The organism is Photobacterium ganghwense, assembly GCF_003025595.1.
Lineage (GTDB): Bacteria > Pseudomonadota > Gammaproteobacteria > Enterobacterales > Vibrionaceae > Photobacterium > Photobacterium ganghwense.
Window position 1 is genome coordinate 141,186 of the sequence record NZ_PYMI01000001.1, and the last position, 21,669, is coordinate 162,854.

Genomic DNA, 21,669 nt, shown 5'->3' on the forward strand with positions numbered 1-21,669 from the left:
TACTGGCGTATTTTATTTTTTCTTCTTAGAATGCGCCCGCTTTGGGGAGTAGTCACCTTAGTTCGTCTGTCGTCATCTCGAAGCCAACGCTTCCGGCAGCCGAGGGTGGAACCACCATCCTGACGAGACCAACGCCATTGAACTGACACAACTGTGTCTGTGTTTTCATGCGCGAAAGGTCTTGGCACGTCTCATCATCCCGCCCCTTTCGCGCACCTGTGAAAGGAGATTTTCATGAGTCTTATCAGCTACGAAGGGTTTGCCCTGCTGACATTGTGTATGTTGGCGCTCGATTTATACCAAACCCGAAATGGCCAGGTCACGATCAAAAAAGCCACCATCTGGAGCTTGTTCTGGGTCGGGCTGGCACTGATTTTCAACGTGGTGATTTATTTCTACTGGCCGATGATGGCGCCGGACAGCAGCTATACCAATGGTGAAGCCGCGACCGCGTTCCTGACCGGCTACCTGCTTGAAAAATCCCTGAGTGTCGATAACTTGTTTGTCTTCGCCCTGATCTTCAGCCAGTTTGCGGTACCGGAAGCGATTCGCCCTCGGGTACTGATGCTAGGGGTCGTCGGGGCACTGGTGCTTCGCGCGATCATGATTGGTGTCGGGGCTGAGTTGCTGACTCAGTTCCACTGGATTCTGTACGTGTTCGCTGCATTCCTGCTCTACACCGGTTACAAACTGTGGCGGGAAGACGAAGAAGAGGATCAGGATTTTTCAACGTCACTGCCGGTCCGGCTGGTTAAACGTTGCTTCCGGGTCAGCGACAGCTATCAAGGCCACCGATTCCTGGTTAAAGACAGTCAAGGCTGGATGGCAACACCGCTGTTTATCGTGATCGCGGTGATCGCGATGACAGACGTCATGTTCGCCCTTGATTCAATACCGGCGATTTTTGCTGTCACCAAAGAGCCGTTTCTGGTACTGACTGCGAACGTCTTTGCCCTGTTGGGTCTGCGCTCGCTGTACTTTGTGCTGGAAGGCATGCTCAGCCGGTTCTGCTACCTGCGCCCGGCTCTGGCATTCATTCTGAGCTTCATCGGGGTGAAAATGCTACTGATGGAAACGCCGTACGCCATCCCGACCCTTGTGTCTCTAGGGGTAATCGTGGTGACTATCACCGTCGCGATTGTCGCGTCGTTACGTAAAACCCGACGTATTGAAGCGCCTGAATCCAACTAAAGTCCGTGAGCACCCGTTACACTCTTGAGCGAATAGCGGCATGCTGAGTAACGGGAAACCCAAAAAAACGGGGGCAACTGCATGGCAAGCCAGAAAACAGAAAAACTGCCCCATGATACAAAGACAGAAGAGCCCTGCATTTGCAGGGCTCTTTTTCGTTGACGGCCATCGGTCAAGCGTGGCTGACTATCACAGAGACTGACACGATCACTGGGTATAACGATAGTTCTTCATTGTCGAGAACACAGGATCAGCCGGCTCATCCGTCGGCCGGTCATAGCCATAGATATCTTCCCGCATCTGCAACTGATCATTATCATCAACCCATGCCGTCAGATAGGTCATGTCTACATCAATTCTTCGCGGCAAGCTGATAGTATCCGTGGAACTGCCCGCCACCAGCTTATCGTAACTGCGCCAGCTTGGCCGCTGCTGGTAATCAATGATAAACCGGGCCAGATCCGCCGCTTTTTCAACCCGAACACACCCCGAACTCAGATTACGTTTAGAGCGGTTGAACAACCCTCTCGCCGGGGTATCATGCAGGTAAATCGCGTAGTCGTTAGGCATGAGGAATTTCACATTCCCCAGTGAATTTGTCGGCCCCGGCCCCTGCATAAACTCATACGGAAAAGTTTCTGGGGTGACGCTTGCCCACTCGATCTGATCCGGTGAGATCTCGCTGCGATCCCGCCAACTGCGGATGATCTTCAGATCTTTCTTCCGCAGATAATCCGTTGATGCTTTCGCTTTAGGAATCACATCTTTTTTCTTGATGGTTTCCGGCACATTCCAGTTCGGATTGACCACCATGACATTCAGCGCCGATGAAAACAGGTTTGTCGGACGGGAATTACGCCCGACGATCACTTTCGACTCGAACACAATTTGATCGTGGTAAGCGATTTCCATACGGTAGTCCGGGATGTTAATCCGGATACTCGGCCGGTTTTCCCCGCTGGCGACCAGTTGACTGCGGTGCAGGTTCAGCGCCAACACGCGCGCAACTTCACTATACGGCAGCGCCAGTTGTTTCGCTGTCGCCGGGCCAATAACACCGTCATCTGCCATGCCGTTGCGGTGCTGGAACCGGCGAATCGCCTGATTCACTTCACCGTCATTGAGAATTTGACGACTTGCACGATAATGGTCAGCCACCTCACTGCTCATATCCCCATACGCAACCAACACATCCAGCATTTCATGGCCTAGAGGGATCACCTGCCCTTTTTTCACCAGCACCCGCCCCTTAGGCGTATAGTGGTGAGCCGGTAAGCGTTGGTACTTCTCGGCCATTCGAACAACACGTGACATTTGCTCTGTTAGCGTCGGGCGACCCTGCAATTCATTCAGCAGCGTTGATTCATTAATACCCGAGGTGATCACCGAGACTGGCAGTGTCGTCAGTGCAGAGCGCTCAATGGGCAGTAACGACTGATGGCGGAACAGACGACTGGGTTGGGCTTTCAGTTGACGGATAAACGCCTGATACACCAGATAGCTGTCGGTCGCTAAAATATCAAAGCCCCGTTGATCATTGTCATGCTCACGCTCTTTAAGCTCTTTCACACGCTGCTCGATACCCGGCGCAAGACCTGCGTAACCCAAAGCTGTCAGACGCAGAAACAGTGCATCACGTAACGCTTTCGTGTTCCAAAGCGGCATGTAGCCATTGATGTCATAAATACGATTAACCGGCCCGGCAAAGCACACTTGTGCCGCCGAATGCGGGCACAACGCCGCCACGCTGTCGAGTGGCTTCGCACCCAGAAGACTGAAATCCAGCCCTTTGTGACTGGCCGTCGTCGACCGTGAAGCGTCACTCGCTGCGGGCGGGTTTTCCGGCGTCGTCTGTCGGCTGACAGCAGCACGCACCGGCGATGATATCACCGGGCCACTGTCAGTAGATGGAACAAGTTTTATTTGTCCCGGAACAGTCGTCACGGAGGAGACAACATAAGAAGTGCCGGACGTACGTTCAGAAACAGACTCGAGAGAATGCGCCTGTTGCGCATAACCACCTATCACAAGTGCTAACAAACTTAGTGCGGTTGGTCGGTGTCGGTAGCAAGACATCACTGGTACCCTGAGCTAAACAATGCTTTTTAATGCTCAATCCTTGAGGGAGTTATTGTAATCAATCATCCTGATTGTGATTTACTTCTCATTATATTTAGTCAAATTTTTGACATCATGACAAGTAAATAGTCATGATTATCACCAACATTATGAGACACAACGCATATATTATCATCTCGTTGCACTCAATCTTTCATGGGGATAAACCAATTCGTGATCAAAACCGTTGGATTTCAGATATAGAAAACAGTGATTGTATTTTTTTCACTTCAGGATTTGATGAATATAACTCTCAGCTAAACGAAATAATCAAGAACCCCGTCGCTATCACGCAGCAAACTTTAGATACAAATTGGGTAAACATTGAGAAAACAGTCCAGCAAAAATAATCAGAATAATGGCTGAAGAAAAATTTGAAACAACTTGAGACAAGATGACGAAAAAATGGGAATAAGATCTGTCAGATAAATGATGGAGGCTGCCCCCCATCATTAAATCACCCTACTTGACATGTTCATTTAGCAGAATGTGAAGTCAGCCTGCGTTAGTCAAAATCACTGTATAGCTTCGGTACCGCTGGTGGAAACTCAATAGGCTGCCAGCGATCATTGAAGGTATATTTGGCATAGAACATAAAATGGTTCGGCGTGTAAAAATCTGACCGTTGCAAATCAAAGGATGCCCCAAGATACCAACGTTCACTGACTCGTTTTTCTAAAGCAGCTTGCAGCGAGTAACCAAAACCACCTCCGGTATCTGACTGACCACTGGATAGATAAGGCGCATCTTCCTGCGTCCAGGAGTTCGATACCGAGCCACTGATCAAGTACGACCAGGTATTGTCATAACGACCATAGTAATTAACCGGCAAAGAGATAGAAAAATAGCTTTGCGGACTGTAATAACCACCATGCAGTAACGAATACTCGCTGAGATTTTTGTCATAGCTGAGATACATCAGGTTAGTCCCGACACTCAGGCGACGATCATCGGTAGCGATAAGCTTATAATATGCCCCTCCCAGCAGCCCCAGGCGCGTGTTGTCGGCCACCTTTTCACCATTCATAAAATGGAACTGCGCACTACTCCAGAACCCGTAAGATCCGCCGTCGTCCCAACTGGCATTGAATTTCACGCCGGTTCGTACAACACCGCCCCATTCTGTGCCGGCTGGGTCTGAAGCCTCTGAAGGGACCGTCATTCCCGCATAAGAAAGCGTACTACTGGTCTCCGGACGGCGCGATACCGTTGCCGTCCAGCCAATATCTCCGAGATCACCATCCACACTTAGACCGCCCACCCAGGTCGAATGATTAAAACCTAACGGGGTCGTGCCTATGTCAGCTCGCCAGTTTTCGGCTTCCCAGCCAACTCCCAGCGCCATACCGGATGCCTTGTTACGGAATCTGGTGATATCTTTGTCAGTATTTTTGTCGTAATAGCCCAGCTCACCGGAATCGACAGAGATATAATCCGCTCTCAGTAGAAGATGCCCCTCCCATTGGGTAACCGGAATACGTGCTTCAATGGGTATCTGACTGGATTTATTTTCACCGTCACGGGCGCTGTAATCCCAACCAATCAGAATATGGCCGTCAGTACGATCACGAAGCTTATCAATATCCGTTTTAACGTTTCGGGTTAACCAGTAATCGTCTGCTGTGTCGTAAAGCTCCCTGGGCGTTGGTGTTTCAGACTTAGCCACTGCGGTGTCTTTGCGTTTTTCGATACGATCGCTGTTTAATGCCTGATAGGCCCGCATTTCAGCCAGGTTCCACTGCTGATTGTCCATGGCAATGGCCATACTGTCGCGATAGTCCATGGCATCAGCGTCCGACCGACTATCCAGCAATGCGTTAAATTCACTGGCTTTTTGTTGATAACCCACTCGATGTAGCACTGTCGCAGCAGCCATAAGCTGACGCGCACTAAGTGAATGGCGCTTAGCATCTAAAGCCGCCACCAAATTCGGATAGCGCGCTTTATCACCTAACTCTGCGGCAGCCAGAAGCATACCTATCTGGCCCTGAGTCTGATATGGCTCTTGCTCCGATGACGCTTTTTCGTAGCCGTCAAAGGCACGTTTTGCATCGTGACGGGCCAAAAGAATATCGGCCTCTGCCAACCAACGTCGGGTTTGGAGAGCATCCAGTTCCCTCAATTCAGAGGCTGATAGTTTGTCGGAAACTGAACGTTTTCCTGTCGTGAGCTGAGGGGACAGAGTGTTGTACCAGCGATCAAAATCGGCAAAATGCATGAGACTGACCATCAGCCCGCCATACGCCAAATGCGCATCAGCGTCCCAGCTACCGGAAGGCTGTAACGTTCGGTATATACGTTCCGCCTCTTGCGGATGCCCTACATCTACCCATGCATTCGCGATACGAGAAAGAGGCTGAACCTGACCCGCAAACTGTTTCTCCAGACGATGAAGTGTCTCTCTGACCGCTGACGGGGAGATCGCATACTGCTTATGAAGATCAGTAAGATCACGGTTCAGTTGCAACCGGATCAGATTGCGCTGCATCGACTCAGTACGGTTGTTTACCGGCACACGTTCCAGTGCCGCGATGGCCGCATCCGGCTGCTCGGTATCCGCGAGATACAAGGCATACGCAAACTGCATTTCAGGATCCGCAGTCTCGGCCGCCCATCGCTTCATCTGTGCATCAGCCCGGGATCGCTCGCCCAGAGACAGCAGCACATTGGCGATATCCAGACGTAACCACGGTGACGTTGGATTAACCTCAATCAACGCTGCCAGATATTTCTCTGTCCCGGCTCTGTCATCATTCGCCATGGCTGTACGCAAATTGCGCAAAATAGTGTCCGACTGAATAGCCGCCATTTTATCGGCAACCACAGATTGTTGCGCCGGAGTATAGCGTTGCGCCAGTTTCAGAGCTCCAACAGCATCATCCTGCTCTAACAGCACATCAAGACGACCACGAAGCGCTGAGCCATTGAGCTTATCCCGCTCAAGTGCCATACGGTAATACCTGTCCGCGGCAGCGTACTTACCTTGCTGAAGGTATAACGCACCCAGCGATGTAAACGCGTAAGGCCCGCTTTGATCGATGGTGATGGCGCTTTTATAGCGCTGCTCAGCCTTGGAAAAATTGCCCCGCGCAGCAAACTTGTCCCCGTCGTCCAGATAGGTCCAGTAACTCGACGTCTGAACCAGGTTCTCCCATTTGGACTGCGTATCCGGGTTGGTATTCAGCGCCAGCGCCTGCTTGAAATAATTGAGCGCTTGCTTTTGATTGCCCGCTCTCAGGTAAACCAACCCCAGCCCGCCAAGAATGTCAGGGTCTTGAGGTCGTGTCGATAAAGCGTAACGTAACTGTTTTTCCGCCTGCGCGTTTTTCCCTTCATCCAGCAGCTTCAAGCCTCTCAGCTTAGCGAGATAAGTCGGATCTTTCCTCAGCTCCTGCTCGATTTCCCATCGCTTAGCCGCTCCCTGACTGGCTCGCTGAAGATCCATGTCCGAAGGAAAATAACTGGCAAGCAAAGAGTATTGCTTAACGACGTCGGCCGAGATAGGAACGATATCCAAAGCCCTCATCCATGAATTACGGACAGTCGTTCCCAATCCCGGGGTAAAGGCAAGCTGACGATAAGTGTTCAGCACCCAGGGATCCGCCGGGTTTTCTTTCATAATATGATTGGCCAGTGCCAGCTGATATTGCGGCACTCCCGGGTAATCAGCATTCAGGCGTTCCAGCCCGCGTTTAACGTCCGCCCAGCGACTGCTCAGATTGCCTTCCAGCTGGAGGTATTCCAGCTGCAATGCCGGTGACGGCATTCCTTGGGGAAACAGTGTGTTATACGCGGAAAGCGCTTCCTGATAACGACCTGATTTCGCCAGTAAGCGGGCATGTTGATAGGCCAGCCTGTCTTTACCGCGAAGGGCCAGAATGACGCCTAACGCCTGAGTGTGGCTTGAGCGAGGCGCTGATTTTTTCAGACGCTCATAAACCTGCTGGGCCAGTTCGGGTTGTTGCCTTTTCAGGTACATATTGGCTTCATAATAAAGCCCGGCAGGATGATTCTCTTCAATGGCGAATAATCGTTCCAGCGTGCTTTCGACAATATCATCCCGTCCGACCGCATCCGCCAGCTTAAGCTGATTCAACAACCACTCCACCGAGTTAACCCGAGGCACAGCCGTCGCAAACTGCGCTGGCTGTACCGGCTGATACACCGCCTCAAGTTGAGCCTTGGTTAAAGGTGCCGTCGAAATCTGCTGGATACCGGCGTGTGCGCTCAGGGAGGAAAAAAGGCTACTTACCCCCAAAGCAACAGGCATCAGATGCGTTACACTTATTTTTACGGCTGGTTTTAAAGCTGGACCTGTCCTTACTGGCATTGATTACTCCATGAAGGAAGAAGTTCGCCTTTAGGACCAAAACGATAACGCTCGTTGTGCCAGCCTAAACCAAACAGCGCCAGCACATTGTCATAGTAGTGATCGTAACGGTCGTGGTTAAACACTGCTGATGCCCGGTCAGCCTGTGAAGCCAGGACAGCCTGCTGGCCGGAAGCGGCCAGTAATGGCAACATAGCCGCTGAAAAACCGGCGCTTCCAGATTGGGAATAAGTCCCTTCAACGGTATTCACTTCTCTTGGCGGCGCTTGCAACTCGATTGTTGCCTTCACCATTGGCTGCATGGCTTTTACTAAGCGCGCTTTTTCTTCGACACTATCATCCAGCATCCCCGCCCATAAATAGGTACGAATGGCGTTATAGCTGCCTACCGGTCCAGTCTCAGCATCTGCTGAATATTGCCCGCCTTTCAGCCTTGCCCAATCAGGACTAAAACCTGCGGGCATCGTCTTCATCAACATGGCGGTGCTGGATTGATACAAGGATGCCCATTCCGGCTGCGGGTACAGGGAATGCATTCTTGCAACCAGCTGAAGCGGCTGATAACTCGGATTAATCCGGAATTCACCATTACCCTGCGCAAACCCTTCCGGTGCCGGAAGTAATACCATTCCGATACCATCAAGCGTAATTGTCTCTTCACGCAAAATCCGGCTGGCCAGCAGGTAAGCCAGCGACTGATAATAATAGTTGTCCCAAATACGCCCGGCTTCCGCCAGTGAATATGCGATCCACAGATCAGAATCAGAGGCCGGATTGGCATCCAGCACACCAAATTGACCATCTGGCTTGCGGCCCCACAGCCAAGCCGGTAAACGAGCCGTTAAATCACCACCACTCAGGTGTGTTTGCGTCCAGTCCAGCACGTCACTAAATGCCTGTTTGTCATTCGCGACCAGAGCAAAAAACAGCGCATACGACTGCCCTTCAGAAGTGGTGATCAGACGGGCATCACTCCCGTCAATGACCCGCCCCTGCTTCATGTAGACAGACTTAAAATGCTCCCATTGCGGCCAGTCGCAACTGTTCGCCAGTTCCTGGGAAGCAAGCACCTGTGACGAAAGCACCTGTAACGAAAGCATCATGGTCAGGATCGCAATCCACTTTCTCATTCTTCGTCCTCGGTATTTTCAGTGCGTTTCTGGGCAATCTGACGCAGTACCCGCCACAGTACGATAGTCACAATCACCACCAGCAGAGCAGCAAAGAAAGCAACGATCACCGGATGATTTGAGAAGTGATACCAGACAAGCTGCCATACCGGTAATTTACCCATATAGTAGTGCGAGCCAACGTTGTAACTGGCGACCTCACCATTACGCAGCGTCACCACAGAACCAAACATGTGTGCCACTTTACCGGAATCAGTGATTGCCTGATCCACCGCGGCAAAGTCTGCCGGTTTGGATGCCATAATGGAGACCAGAGTACGGTTTGGCGTAAATGGGGATTCCATGCCCGTAATGGCGGCAAACGAACCGCTCGCCTCAACAGAGACGAAATCAGCGGCATCCTGTTTGCTATTGGACGGATTCATCCAGTTCAAGCCAAGCTGTTGTTCGTTTTTACCCGGCAACAGAATCTGGCGTTTTCCGGCTTGCAGAACCAGATTGACCTGATCAGCATTTTGCGCAGCGTCTTTCAGTTCTGGCACCACACCAATACTCAGAATGTCTTTATTCTTCAGCGCCGCTTTATCCCATTGATCCGTTAACGTGACTTTAATGCCCGGATAGCCCGAGTCACCGCCCAGAGAGCCCATCACATTCATAAACGTTTGCAACGCTTCACGTGAGGCATTTTGCGGAATGACAACCACGGTTTCAGACAAGTCAGCCATACGCGTATACGGGAAACCGGACGTCGCAAAGGCACGCATGTTCGGCATTTCAATGTAATGCGGGAAGCCACTGAAATCGATGGTCGAATCGCCATCAATAACAGCATATTGCTTGCTCGGTTGCGTGACCAGACATTGCCCGTCAGTCACCGATGCAAAACCAAATTCAAACTCAATCTGGTTCTCACTGCCCACTTTGAACGCCGGGATACGAACCAGATCGTTAGTGCTCAGAAAACTGTCATCCAGCAGAGGGACACGAACGCGGTTGGAATCACCACCCTGTCCTGAAGTGGTCAGGTTGAAGGCTTCCACAAACTGATCGTTAATGCTCAGCGTCAGGCGCGACCCTGAGTTATCTTTAGTCGGTGGTGAATAGCGGTAGCTCAAATCCATCGGAATACCTCGGCTCTGCCAGGTAAACAGATCCGGCGGCAGACGCAAGCTGACATTGATCGGCGGCGGTGTCCGACCTTCTACCTGCAGCATGCTCTTTTGTTCAACCAGCTCTGACAACGCGACCGGGCGACTGGTGCTAACCCAGTTTGGCGCGTCATACGGCACCCGAGGCTTAATCTGCTTGACCTCGTTGATTTTAGCCATGGGACCGGTCAGCAACTGGTTACCCAGCGCCAGTCCCTGCACTGCCGTGTTCAGATCATTGCTGTCGCGGCCGATCACCAGCAGCAGTTTGACATACGGATTTGTCGGATGACTGATGATCTGCAAGCGTGGGCCATCGGCATCAGGAAAATCACGCAGAAACGCCGGTTTGTTGTCATTGCTGACAAATACCACGGCGTTATGCTCAGGAACGCTATCAAAACTCAGCGGAAAGTGAGCGCCCCGCCAACCGGCTAACGAGCCAAAATAGGATGACAAGACCCCGGCCGCTTTGATTTCACTGAGCGAATAGTTATCTCCCATGATAATCGGCAGATTCAGCGGGCTGAAATCACGCACATCAAAGAAAGGCGCTGGCAGTAAACTCAGATCACTCTCCAGTTCCGTCTTTTGCACGTACATTTCGATACGGCTGCTCTGGCTAATTTCGGCCCAGATACTGGAGTCATTCGGGTTTGAACACTCTTTTTTGGTATTACCAATCAGTTCAAAACGAATCTGGTTAAAGTTACTGAAAAAGCGCGTATCCAAAGGCATCGAGAGGCTGAGCTTTTTCCCCTGCTGACCATCTTCAATGGAAGTGACACCCATCAGTTCATTATTCAGGTACACCTTGATATGCGAAACCAGTGACAACAATGCAGGTGACGGTGTCACATCAAAGTACAAGTTAGCCTTCGACACCACCTCATCAAGACGGGAACCAAAGCCAATGTATGCGTTTGCCTCACTGCCCAACATCGCAATCGAGCGGTTAAAGCCCAATTGGTTAAACGGCATCACCTTCTTGATAACAAGGGAAGCATCAGGAGTTTGAGACTGATCGTTGGAAACTGAAGAAAGCTGACTGACTTCCACAGCGGCAGCATCACCTGCCAGACAGGCAAGGCTTAATGCCGCAGTAAGCGCTGTTATTTTTTTATTAATTTTCATGAATAATGGTCCTGTTTGGGACATTTCGAGGTCGTAATGACCAAATAAAATTGCAACCTGCCATTACCGCACTGACACAAACGGTAACCGGCTTCGGACTGTGCTTAAGCAATCGCTTATAACCATTAAGCCCGACAAGAAGAACGGCCTGCATGCTCGACAAAGGCTTATCTGACTGATAACTCTGTTGCCATTTTGCCCATGTATCCGCGCGGGCAAACGTACACTGGACGTAATCAATTTGCTGCTGGTTAGTCAGTTCAGACAACTGCAAACCAACGATGCCATTGCGCGCGTAAGCGACAACCATAGGGAAAACATACTCATGGCCGCCACGATTGAGCACGACGTCCAGCGGCTGCCCATTCTCGAACAAACCGATATCAGCCTCAGATTCACTCATCTGAATGCGAACACCACCCAAAGAGAAGTCTTTCATTTCCGCCTGCACCAAATGCCCGGAATTGAGTCGAACGGCAATAGGGATAGAAACTTCAACGCGATGATCTTTACGTACTTGCTTGGCTTCTACAGCCACCGCGACAGCAGCCCCCAGAATCAACAGGTTGTATAGCGTCCAGACGATATTGACAATGACAGTACCAATTTCGTCCTGCGGCCCCCATCCGAGTCGGTAAACACCGGCTGCCAGACCTAAAATATTCAGCGCAACCAGTGCCAGATATGGCCGGGAGATAACCCAGTCGTAATGTGACTTCTCGACCAGACCACCTTTCGCAGTTACGTTAAAGGTTCCTTTATGCGGCGCAAACAAAGCAACTGTGGTTGGCCTTGCGATATACCAGGCCAGCACCGTTTCATAGACCTCACCCCAGAATGAGTAGCGATAATCGCCCTGCATCCGCGAGTTAGTCATGCTGGCGTGAATCATATGCGGCAGCACGTACAGAATGATTGCTAACGCTGGTGCATAAATCACATAAGAGTGCAGAAGCAAATAAGCCAGTGGTGCGATCAAAAACACAATCCGTGGTATGCCCGATAAAAAATGCAGCATGGCATTGGCATAACACAAGCGCTGGGACAATTTCAGCCCTTTACCTTTAAAGGGGTTATCGACCCTGAAGATCTGCGCCATCCCCCTCGCCCATCGAATCCTCTGCCCCACATGGGCTGACAAGGTCTCTGTCGCCAGACCTGCTGATATCGGCTGCTTCAGATACGCAGAGTGATAACCCAAACGGTGCATACGTAACGACGTGTGCGCATCTTCCGTTACCGTTTCAACCGCAATCCCGCCAACTTCTTCAAGCGGTTCACGACGCAAAATGGCGCAAGAACCACAGAAGAACGTTGCATCCCACAAGTCATTACCATCCTGAATCAAGCCATAGAAAAGGTTGCCTTCATTCGGCACATTCCGGAAGTTAGACAGGTTACGCTCAAACGGGTCCGGCGAGAAAAAGTGGTGTGGCGTCTGAATCAGCGCCAGTTTCGGATCTTTCAGAAACATACCCATGGTGAGCTGAAAAAAGGCCCGGGTTGGAATATGGTCACAGTCGAAGATCGCCACGTACTCGCCACTGGTCTGCTTCAGGGCGTAATTGATATTACCGGCTTTGGCATGCTCGTTCGTTGGCCTTCGGATGTAATTCACCCCAATACTTTTGGCGAATTCACGAAAGTTGTCGCGTTTACCATCATCCAGAATATGGATCTTCAGCTTATCTTTCGGCCAGTCGACCCCCAGCGAGGCGTACACAGTTGCCCTTACAACGTCTAAATCTTCGTTGTAAGTCGGTATCATAATGTCGATTGTTGGCCATAAAGACTGATCATCCGGCAATGCCACAGGCTTGCGATTCAGCGGCCAGATATTCTGGAAATAGCCCAGAATCAGCACGACCCAGGAATAGGTTTCTGCCAGTAATAGAATGCCGCCAAGAAACAAGGCAAGCGGATCATCCCAGTTGAGCGTGGAAGAGTATCGCCACCACAGGTAACGGCACGACGCGGTGACCGACAAAATGATCAGCAACATCGTCGGGAAACGTCCCGGCATGCGCCGAAACATCATCGCCAACGACCATAACAGAAGAACAAAAACGATTTGCGCTTGATACCCAAATGGTACGGTAAAACACAGCAGTGCCAGGAACACAACCACAAACAGCAACAGATAATTCAGCAACATCGCTGACTTACTGGCTTTCATCTGTTCTCGAACTTCAGGTGATTTCGCCTGATTCGCCTTCTTCTCAAGCCATTGCACACCTTTGGTAATGAATTCAAACGGCAGGTAGAAGCACTCTGTCAGGACATCCAATGCTTTACCGGCCAGAAGATGTAAACGCTCAAGAAAAGCCATCGTCGCCTGCTGTTTGAAACACAGCAGCCAGATGCTCTGGATGATAAAGCGAAGAGGATCCAGTAACCCCGGTGCAGCAAAGTTAATCTGCGGGAAATACACCAACGGCAGTTTCCATGACGGAACACCTGCGATTGTTGGTTTTAAGAAGATAAAGGCAAAGCTGAGCCAGATTGTCAGACAGCACTCCCCTATCCAGGACGCACGGCAATCCCACTCACGTTCGTAAGTTCGCTTTTGCTTTTTGAACTGGTCAACAATCCAGTCCTGAAAAAAGAGATTCAGGCTACGAAACATAATCTAGTCATCAAGTTGATGTGAGGACAGAAACGACACGCACCAGAATGCCAGCGACTGAAAATCTTTTGCCGCCTGACTGGCCGGCGCATAGTGCTGAACTGTCGTAAGGTTGGCGACACTGTCCATGAGAGCCGTATCCTGATGAACAATAACCGGGACCAGAAGACCAGCCAGTTCCTGTTTCAGTACCAGCATAAAATCGCGGCCAACTTCCGTTTCTGGCTGGTATTTATTGGCGATAAATCGCAGCTTGCCTTGTTTGCTTAACACCTCTGCCGCAGGATGCGACTCTAACCATGACTGTAAAACCGTGTAGCTGACGGCATCTGGCGTTACAACAACAAACACCGCATCCATCGATGCCACAGCTTCTGCCAGGTATGAAGCATTCAGATCGGACATTTCCGCATGAAACAACATCCATTGTTCCCTGTCGGCAGAATCAAGCAGGTAGGTTTGCTTATTCAGGTCAACCAAGTATTGTTCGCGCGAAGCGTCAAATTGCTGTCGTTGTTCCGGTAACAACTGGCCAAAAGGTAATAAGGCAGCACCCTGAGGACTCTCAAAGCCAGCCTCATACCATGGGAGCCCTTTGAACAGATGGTGTGCCCATCCGTCAGTAGTAAAATTAGGAAGGCCAAAATGAAGGCGCAGCAGGTTAGCCGGCGCCGTATCAATCGCCAGCACATGCTTGTTGATCTTAACCAGAGCCTGAGCTAGGTTGGCGGTCACTGTCGTTGCGCCGCATCCACCTTTTAGGCTGACAAAAAGTAGTCGCTTCATACAGTATCCTGTTGTTCAGTGCCAGCAAAGGAGTGCCCTTTCTGGTCTGTATGGGTTGAAGCGATATCTTCATTTGACTGCAATACCAGCCATTTACGACGAGCCCGCAGGTACGCTTCCTTTTCTGTAATTTCAATGTACTGGTGATTGTTCACCTTATATGATGCATAGATCGCATTAATATCTTTTGCTGATTCTGACACAACAATCATCCACTAATATGAGAGGGTTAACGCAACCTTGATGTTGCTTACGAAAATACTAAGAAGAAGCTTGAGCTAGGCACGCTACATGAAAAACCAGACTGTTAAGTTTTTGTAATCAAGTCACAAACAAGAATCAACACAATATGGTAGAATTGAGACCTTAGTTCTGCACATCACAAGCATTGTCATCAAAGAGGATGAATCTGATAAGAACACATCATTAAAAATGATATTATCCCTGACAATATAATTACTTGTGATTTTTTGCTTGTAATTAATTGATTTACTTATCCATTAACAACTATTGCGCAAAATTGTATATCTATTTTTATTTTTTATCAATTTAGTTTAAGATTAAAGCGCCATTTTTTTGTCACTAATGATAAAATTCTGTCAGAAGACGTTTAAAGGCACTAACTGAAAGGCTATAACCTTTCTTAAGTTGCAAGAATTTAAGGTATTTTTATGTCTGGCGTTCAAGGCCTAACTGCTATTACAAGCGAAAAACAGCTGAGATCTGTTTATGTCAATTTATTTTCACATAAAAGCTTAGCAATCGATTACCTTGCAAATTCTTGCTCTGTTGAAGATAACATTACCTTTACAAGCTGTTCTGATAAAGAATCCTTTTATTCGGGATTAAACAACCACAGCCAAGAGCAATTTAATGCTTGCGTCAATTCACGAATAAAGAATACCTATTTCCTTAATATTAAATACTCATCAAAGTTAATTAATATTTCTGATCTATCTGAAGATCTGTGCCGTATTAAAATTCAGAATAAATCCATTTTTATTCTTCTTATTCCTGACGCATTACTTTCAAATAGCAGTGATGCAGAAATTAATGATTTTTTGAAAAGGTTCAGCTCCTTTTCAAAAAAACACACAGCAACAGTACAACTTTTTATATACGGTTCACTGGCACTGTCCCTGCTAAAGCCCAAGCTGCTAACAGCCAACAGTTATTTATCAGGTCTCGCAACGATGACCGTACTGGACGAGTACCGTTACAGTTACCTGGTGGATTTCTGGTCTAACACTCACGGTGTAAAGTCAGATGTTGAGTATATTTTGTCCCGGCTCGAAAATGGCGAAATTATTGCCGAGACGAATGAAAGTGCAGCACCAAGCATGCTAATTGAAGATAAAGCAGACAGTGAGCGTATGTATCTGAGTCAAGATGTACTTGGCGATAATACTATTCCGCCCAAAGGCGTGTATATCGCAGAGAACAATAAAGCATTATTAGGCTTACTCCAGAGTCCGCGTGCTTCTACGGTGATTTTCAGTTGCAGCAGTCAGAGCGAGATCCGTCAATTAACGATTGATTGCTTCCAACTTCGTAACCGAGCTGGTAATCAACTCAAAATCATTATTCGTGAAACCAGTCAGTGTTTACGTTACGCGGATGAAAAGTTTCTTATGCGGGCGGGGGTGAATCTGATCTCACCTTTCCAGGTGCCATTCGTAAGATTCATGACACAGGTTGAAGCTATTCAAGGACAAATACTTATCCGTCCTCAGCCAAAGAGTCTTGAAGAGTTGCTTAAATATGATCAAAAGTTCGGCCGAAAAGGATATTTACACAATAGCGACTTTACACATTATTGTCGGGACGTATTGAATAAATCCCTACAATCTAATATTCGCTTTGCGTTAATTCGCCTTCAGTTACTTCCGGGTATGAATGCAGAAGAATGTTTACGTCTTTGTCATATTCGCCGCGATGGCGATGTTATTACTGCGAGTGATAAAGCGCTATATGTTCTGTTTAGTGCAATCAGGCAAGATGACATTAATATTGCGCTAAACAATATTTTTGAGTTTCCGGTGAGGGATTTGTTCCATTCTGTTCGAACTTTCGAGAATCACCATGATATCGAAATTGAGCTCAAAAAGATTGATGAAAATGAAGTGATAATTTCTGAAGAAGTTTCAATGCTGGCTACAGAGAAACGTATTTTCTCATCAAAGCCAACATCAAACGAAAACACGCCATCACTTTATGCCGTCAAAAAACCGCTTTCAGTTAAGGTGAGCGCATGAATATTAATGATTTCCTACTCACAACCGGAGTTAGTTTAACCATAGGATTGCTTGTAGGTTATTTCATTCGGGATTTAATTGAGAGCGGTAAACGCTTTTATCAACGAAATCTCAAACGTTCGCGTTACTTTGAACAAGATATGACTACTAAGAAATAAGACAATGACGACCACTTCGAAAAACACCCCAACCCTACTGCAGGGACTTGGTTGGTGGAACATGTACTTTATTATCAAGATTGCCTTGTTTTTACAGGGGGTAATTGACTTCCACCCTGTCGAGAACTTTGCTCTGCTACTGTTGATCTTGTTTCCACTGCGTCAGAAAGCAATCAATGTGACCCGCCATATCGTTGCGGTTCCATTGGCTGTCTGGTTGATGCACTACGATTCATACCTGCCGCCGTTGGATCGGCTATGGGCACAAACCGGTCAGCTGCTGCAGTTTGAAACCGCTTATCTCATCGAATTACTGGGACGATTTGTCACATATCAGGTAATGATCGTGCTGTTCGTGCTCTGTACGGCCTATTACATATTGAGTAAGTTTTTGCGTGTGTCGGTACTTGTTGTAGCAACCATGATGTACATCAGTATCCCCCAACAGCAGACAGCACAAACCGTGGTGGCAGCGCCGATCACAAACCAGCAAACAGGTACTGCGGCCGGTAGCAAAGGAAACATGACAACAACACCTGTTGAAATCAATGACAGTGTTCTAAACAACCTTAAAGCGGACTTCTTTGAACGGGAATCAGCTCGTCAGGTTAATTTCAGTGCAGACAGCAGCAACGATGTTCCGTTTGATCTGTTGTTTCTCAGTATCTGTTCTGTTGCTTGGGATGACATCGAAATTACCGGCCTTGGTGACCATCCCCTGTTCAAAGAATTCGACATTATGTTCGATAATTTCAGTGCTGCTACCTCGTACAGTGGTCCGGCGGTCATTCGTTTGCTTCGAGCCAGCTGTGGCCAACAAAAGCAAGACGCGCTCTTTGAACCTGCACCAACTCAACAGTGCTACCTTTTCGACAACCTGAAAAACCTGGGCTTTGAAGAAAACCTGTTATTGAACCATAACGGTGTATTTGACAGCTTCCTGGATTTGATCCAGAAAAACGGCAACCTGCAAGCCAATATGATGCCTCAGACGGGATTAACCCCTTACCAGAAGTCATTTGATGGCTCGACAATTTTCAGGGATAAGCAAGTCTTAAATCATTGGTGGAACGAACGCTTGTCCAGTAACAGCGACAAAGTTGTGGCTCTGTACAATACCATCTCGCTTCATGACGGTAACCGTATCATCAGCGCCAACTCGTCAACCTCCATGGTGAGTTACAAGCGACGCCTCAATAATTTACTGGATGACTTGTACGATTTCTTCCAGACCTTGAAGGCATCAAAACGCAACATCGTGGTCGCACTTGTTCCAGAGCACGGAGCAGGTATGCGTGGTGATCGGATGCAAATCTCCGGTATGCGTGAAATACCGGCTCCGACCATTGTTCACACACCAGTAGGGCTAAAAATCTTTGGTGAAGGGATGGAACGTATTGGTGACAGCGTCGCAGTGAAGGCACCATCCAGTTATCTGTCTTTATCTCAGTTGGTGGCGAACATCCTTGAACAGGACATTTATAAAACCAAGCGTTATTCTCCAATCGCTTTAACTAAGGGTCTGCCTGAAACTCGTATGGTTTCTCAAAACTCTGGTTCTACGATGATGGAAGTAAATGGCAAGTATTATGTCACGCTGGATGAATCAAGCTGGAGTGAATACCCGGTTAAATAACGCAAACCACGTACCTCAGTCAGCCAGGAATAGATCATTCGACTGACTGAAAGACCACAGTACTCATCCAGTAACCCGCCGGATGAGTACTGCAACCTCAGGCTAAACTCTATTTAACCTTCTGGCCGCGTATGCTGAGCCGTTTTATCGTTCCTGCCGTCATCATTTACATCGGAAAGAACAATGAAACCTGACCTTCTAACTACCATTAGCAGTGATATTTTGCACTTTTCCTGCCACAGCGCACCGGGCAACCGCTTAGCACTGTATCTGCAAAATTGCCGTTCCCGCAGTCCCAATTGCCATACTCCTTCGTCTTCTCTCCCCTCAACAGATGTTGTGAGTTACCGGGTTCCATCTTGCCTGTGCGACCCTGCTGCCAACACTTTTGCACTGTCCGTTGAAGAGGCATTGACGCATATTCATCGCGAGCTACCTTTTATATCTGGCATCACGATTAGCTGTAATGAGGCAACACTGAAAGCCGATCTGGCGTTAGAATTGACGGTGGCGCTTTTCTCCGCCATCAAAAACAGTCCGGCACTGTGTCATTTGACTTGCTTGATCGACAGTAGCGGTTGTTTCAGTGAGGAAGGCTGGCTGAGACTGATGCCGTTTATGGATGGAGCGATGATTGATCTTCAAACCTGGCAAGCAGATACCCACCAATGGGTCACCGCTCGAGATCAGCACCGAGTAATTAGATCAATTGCTTTACTGTCACGTCATGACAAAGTGGAAGCGCTGAAATTGTTTTATATTCCGGGCATCACAGATTTTGAAGAAGAGTTAATTGAGCTTGCCCGTTGTTTAGGACAATTACCAGATAGAGCGCAGATTCAAATCAATCGATTTCAGCATCATGGTATGGATAGTGAGGTAGTGAACTGGGATATCTGCACCCACTATCAAGCAGTCGAATTTACTGAACAACTCAGGTTACTGGGAATAACCAGCGTCTGCCAAAGCGGGCTTGAAAAGAGGAAGAGCTAATGTGGCAAGGCAGTGCATTCGCTCCGACCCATCCGCTCCATTCATTCACTTTTCAATGCTTTCGATTTTCAATAGTATCACTTTTCAATAAAGAGGCAGATGGCTGGAACTCTGGTGATTAGCTCTCGCGAGCAACATGGACAATCTGCTCATAGAGCCACCGCTGGGCTGGATCATTCATGCCGGGCTGATGCCACACCAGTGAGTAAGCCACTTCACCGTAATCAAACGGCAGGGATTTAACCACTAAGCCCTTAGCCTGCCGCGCCGTTTCCGCCCACTTTTTCGAGCAGGTGAACAACAAATCGCTTTCGTGACACATGACTGCTGCGCTGCCAAAATCAGGCAGTTGTACTGACACCCGACGATGTCGGTGCTGCTGAGCCAATTGCAATTCAAAATATGGCACCGCGAGTTCACCATCAGAGATGCCAACATGGTTAAATCGCAGGTAATCATCAATCGTTAACGAATAAGCGGCCAGCGGATGCTCAGGCCTCATCAGGCACACCATCTCGTCATCCAGCAAACGTTCCCAGACCAGGTTACTCTGCGAGCTGGGCGGCTGGCTTTTGTCATGCGGCAAAATGATAAAATCCAACTGACCTTTACTCAGGCTATCGAACCCCATACTATCCCGCGAACAGATTTCCAGTCTCATGCCCGGAGCCTGACTCAATACCCGCGCGGACAATCGAGCAGCCAGCAATTCAAATGTACTTTCACGCATCGCCAGAGAAAACCGCCCCTGATAAGACGCCGGATCAAATGCCTCCTGCGTCAGCATCTGGTTCATTTCATTTATCATCTGGTGCACGGTTGGCCCCAGCCGACGAGCCAGCGGTGTGGCAATCAACTGATTACCGTGCCGGTAGAAAAGCTCATCATTGAGGCTTTCACGTAACTGACTCAGGGTTTTACTGACAGAGGAAGGACTCAGGCATAGCCGCTCAGCACTCACCGTCACGCTCAGAGTGTCCAGCATGACATGCAAAGTGATGAGGTGTTTCATACTGACACGCGACAGCTTGATAAGATCCATAACCCTTCTCTGGCTGAACAGTGGTAACAAAGGACGTTTAAACGTGAAAAAAGCCAGCAGTGAACCTGCTGGCTTATTGATAGTATCTGAACCGAGTGGTTATCTTCAAATGAAGATTTATCTTACACCATGCAGAAATTCAGCACGGGTCGCAGGGTTTCGTTTGAAAATCCCCCCCAGTGCCGTTGTGGTGGTCACACTCGTCGCATCCATAACACCACGCGCTTTCACACAGTAGTGAGTGGCATCCATGGTCACAGCCACATCGTCACTTTCCAGCAAGGTTTGTAGTGCAACCAGAATCTGCTGAGTCATACGCTCCTGCACCTGCGGGCGCTGAGCAAAGAAGCGAACAATGCGGTTGATCTTTGACAGACCAATAATTTTGCCACGCGGAATATAAGCGACAGTCGCTTTACCGTCGATAGTAACCAAGTGGTGCTCACAGGTACTGGTCAGTGTAATGTCTTTAACACGTACCATTTCATCACAGTTCATTTTATTTTCAATGACCGTGATTTTTGGGAAGTTGGCATAATCCAGACCAGAAAAGACTTCGTCGACATACATTTTCGCGATGCGATGTGGTGTCTCAACCAAGCTGTCATCGGTCAGATCCAACGACAAAAGCTCGAGGATTTCACGCATGTGATACTCAATCCTCTCTTTTTTCTCTTCGCGGCTGACAACCTTGTCGGTCATCGGGGTTTCAAGGCCACGATCAATCAGTGCCTGGCGCACCTTCAATGCAGATTCGCTGTATGCAGTCATTCTTTTCCTCCAACCGGCTGGCCGTACGACAAAACCATCTGCAGTTTTTGACTGAGACAACTTTCCGCTCTCCTTCCCCGTCATAAATCGGGACTGTCTTCTTTTTGCCGTCAGTAAATCGCATGCAATAAAAGAAGACCTGAGCTCCTGAACCTTCCGCAGCGATGAACACGAAAGACGCCTGAAACCCAGCAATGACATGAGATGAGAGCATGCCAGCAAACTTTGAGACCGAAGGATACCTGTAAATGGGAACAATTACACCACGAATTTGATCGGGTATTAGTGAACAACTTATTTTTTTGTCATAATAAGTGCTTACACAAAACAACGAAGATTATAGACGGA

At 48.6% G+C, this 21,669-nt stretch carries 14 protein-coding genes; 5 read left to right on the top strand and 9 right to left on the bottom strand.

Features of this window, described 5'->3' with window-relative positions; all coding sequences use genetic code 11:
- Positions 1–234 precede the first annotated feature (234 nt).
- Positions 235–1,191, top strand: a complete 957-nt coding sequence (locus C9I92_RS00645; RefSeq protein ID WP_047885492.1) for a TerC family protein — start codon at positions 235–237, stop codon at positions 1,189–1,191.
- A gap of 207 nt (positions 1,192–1,398) precedes the next feature.
- Here C9I92_RS00645 and C9I92_RS00650 read toward each other — a convergent pair whose 3' ends face one another.
- The 7 genes from C9I92_RS00650 to C9I92_RS00685 form a co-directional block, all read right to left on the bottom strand.
- A complete protein-coding gene (locus tag C9I92_RS00650; RefSeq protein ID WP_084712566.1) occupies positions 1,399–3,267 on the bottom strand; it encodes a L,D-transpeptidase family protein in 1,869 nt (622 codons plus the stop codon).
- 547 nt (positions 3,268–3,814) lie between these two features.
- A complete protein-coding gene (locus C9I92_RS00660) occupies positions 3,815–7,639 on the bottom strand; it encodes a cellulose synthase subunit BcsC-related outer membrane protein (protein WP_249037517.1) in 3,825 nt (1,274 codons plus the stop codon).
- Positions 7,630–8,769, bottom strand: a complete 1,140-nt coding sequence (gene bcsZ / locus C9I92_RS00665; RefSeq protein ID WP_047885494.1) for a cellulose synthase complex periplasmic endoglucanase BcsZ — start codon at positions 8,767–8,769, stop codon at positions 7,630–7,632. Before bcsZ ends, C9I92_RS00660 begins: the two co-directional genes overlap by 10 nt.
- Positions 8,766–11,054, bottom strand: coding sequence for a cellulose biosynthesis cyclic di-GMP-binding regulatory protein BcsB (gene bcsB, locus C9I92_RS00670; RefSeq protein ID WP_047885495.1), 2,289 nt, complete (start codon positions 11,052–11,054; stop codon positions 8,766–8,768). The genes bcsZ and bcsB overlap by 4 nt, the downstream gene beginning before the upstream one ends.
- Positions 11,044–13,680 (bottom strand): UDP-forming cellulose synthase catalytic subunit, encoded by a 2,637-nt coding sequence (gene bcsA / locus C9I92_RS00675; protein ID WP_047885496.1) that lies wholly within the window; start codon positions 13,678–13,680, stop codon positions 11,044–11,046. Before bcsA ends, bcsB begins: the two co-directional genes overlap by 11 nt.
- Positions 13,681–13,683: 3 nt before the next feature.
- Positions 13,684–14,466, bottom strand: a complete 783-nt coding sequence (gene bcsQ, locus C9I92_RS00680) for a cellulose biosynthesis protein BcsQ (RefSeq protein ID WP_084712567.1) — start codon at positions 14,464–14,466, stop codon at positions 13,684–13,686.
- Positions 14,463–14,669: a hypothetical protein gene (locus tag C9I92_RS00685; RefSeq protein ID WP_146149649.1), complete on the bottom strand. Its 207-nt coding sequence runs from the start codon at positions 14,667–14,669 to the stop codon at positions 14,463–14,465. The genes bcsQ and C9I92_RS00685 overlap by 4 nt, the downstream gene beginning before the upstream one ends.
- 468 nt (positions 14,670–15,137) lie before the next feature.
- Here C9I92_RS00685 and bcsE point away from each other — a divergent pair, with 468 nt between their 5' ends.
- The 4 genes from bcsE (at position 15,138) to C9I92_RS00700 (ending at position 19,508) form a co-directional block, all read left to right on the top strand.
- A complete protein-coding gene (bcsE, locus tag C9I92_RS00690; RefSeq protein ID WP_047885498.1) occupies positions 15,138–16,721 on the top strand; it encodes a cellulose biosynthesis protein BcsE in 1,584 nt (527 codons plus the stop codon).
- A complete protein-coding gene (locus C9I92_RS25315; RefSeq protein WP_169776029.1) occupies positions 16,718–16,879 on the top strand; it encodes a hypothetical protein in 162 nt (53 codons plus the stop codon). Before bcsE ends, C9I92_RS25315 begins: the two co-directional genes overlap by 4 nt.
- A gap of 4 nt (positions 16,880–16,883) precedes the next feature.
- Positions 16,884–18,515: a cellulose biosynthesis protein BcsG gene (gene bcsG, locus C9I92_RS00695; protein WP_047885499.1), complete on the top strand. Its 1,632-nt coding sequence runs from the start codon at positions 16,884–16,886 to the stop codon at positions 18,513–18,515.
- A 183-nt stretch (positions 18,516–18,698) separates the two neighbouring features.
- The gene (locus C9I92_RS00700; protein ID WP_146149650.1) at positions 18,699–19,508 is read left to right on the top strand and encodes a YjjW family glycine radical enzyme activase; all 810 of its coding nucleotides are present in this window, start codon (positions 18,699–18,701) and stop codon (positions 19,506–19,508) included.
- A gap of 118 nt (positions 19,509–19,626) precedes the next feature.
- On the opposite strand, the gene C9I92_RS00705 is transcribed toward C9I92_RS00700, so the two are convergent.
- A complete protein-coding gene (locus tag C9I92_RS00705) occupies positions 19,627–20,550 on the bottom strand; it encodes a LysR family transcriptional regulator (protein ID WP_047885500.1) in 924 nt (307 codons plus the stop codon).
- Positions 20,551–20,667: 117 nt separating this feature from the next.
- Entirely contained in the window at positions 20,668–21,321 is a 654-nt protein-coding gene (folE, locus tag C9I92_RS00710; protein ID WP_047885501.1) for a GTP cyclohydrolase I FolE, read from the bottom strand.
- Positions 21,322–21,669 lie beyond the last annotated feature (348 nt).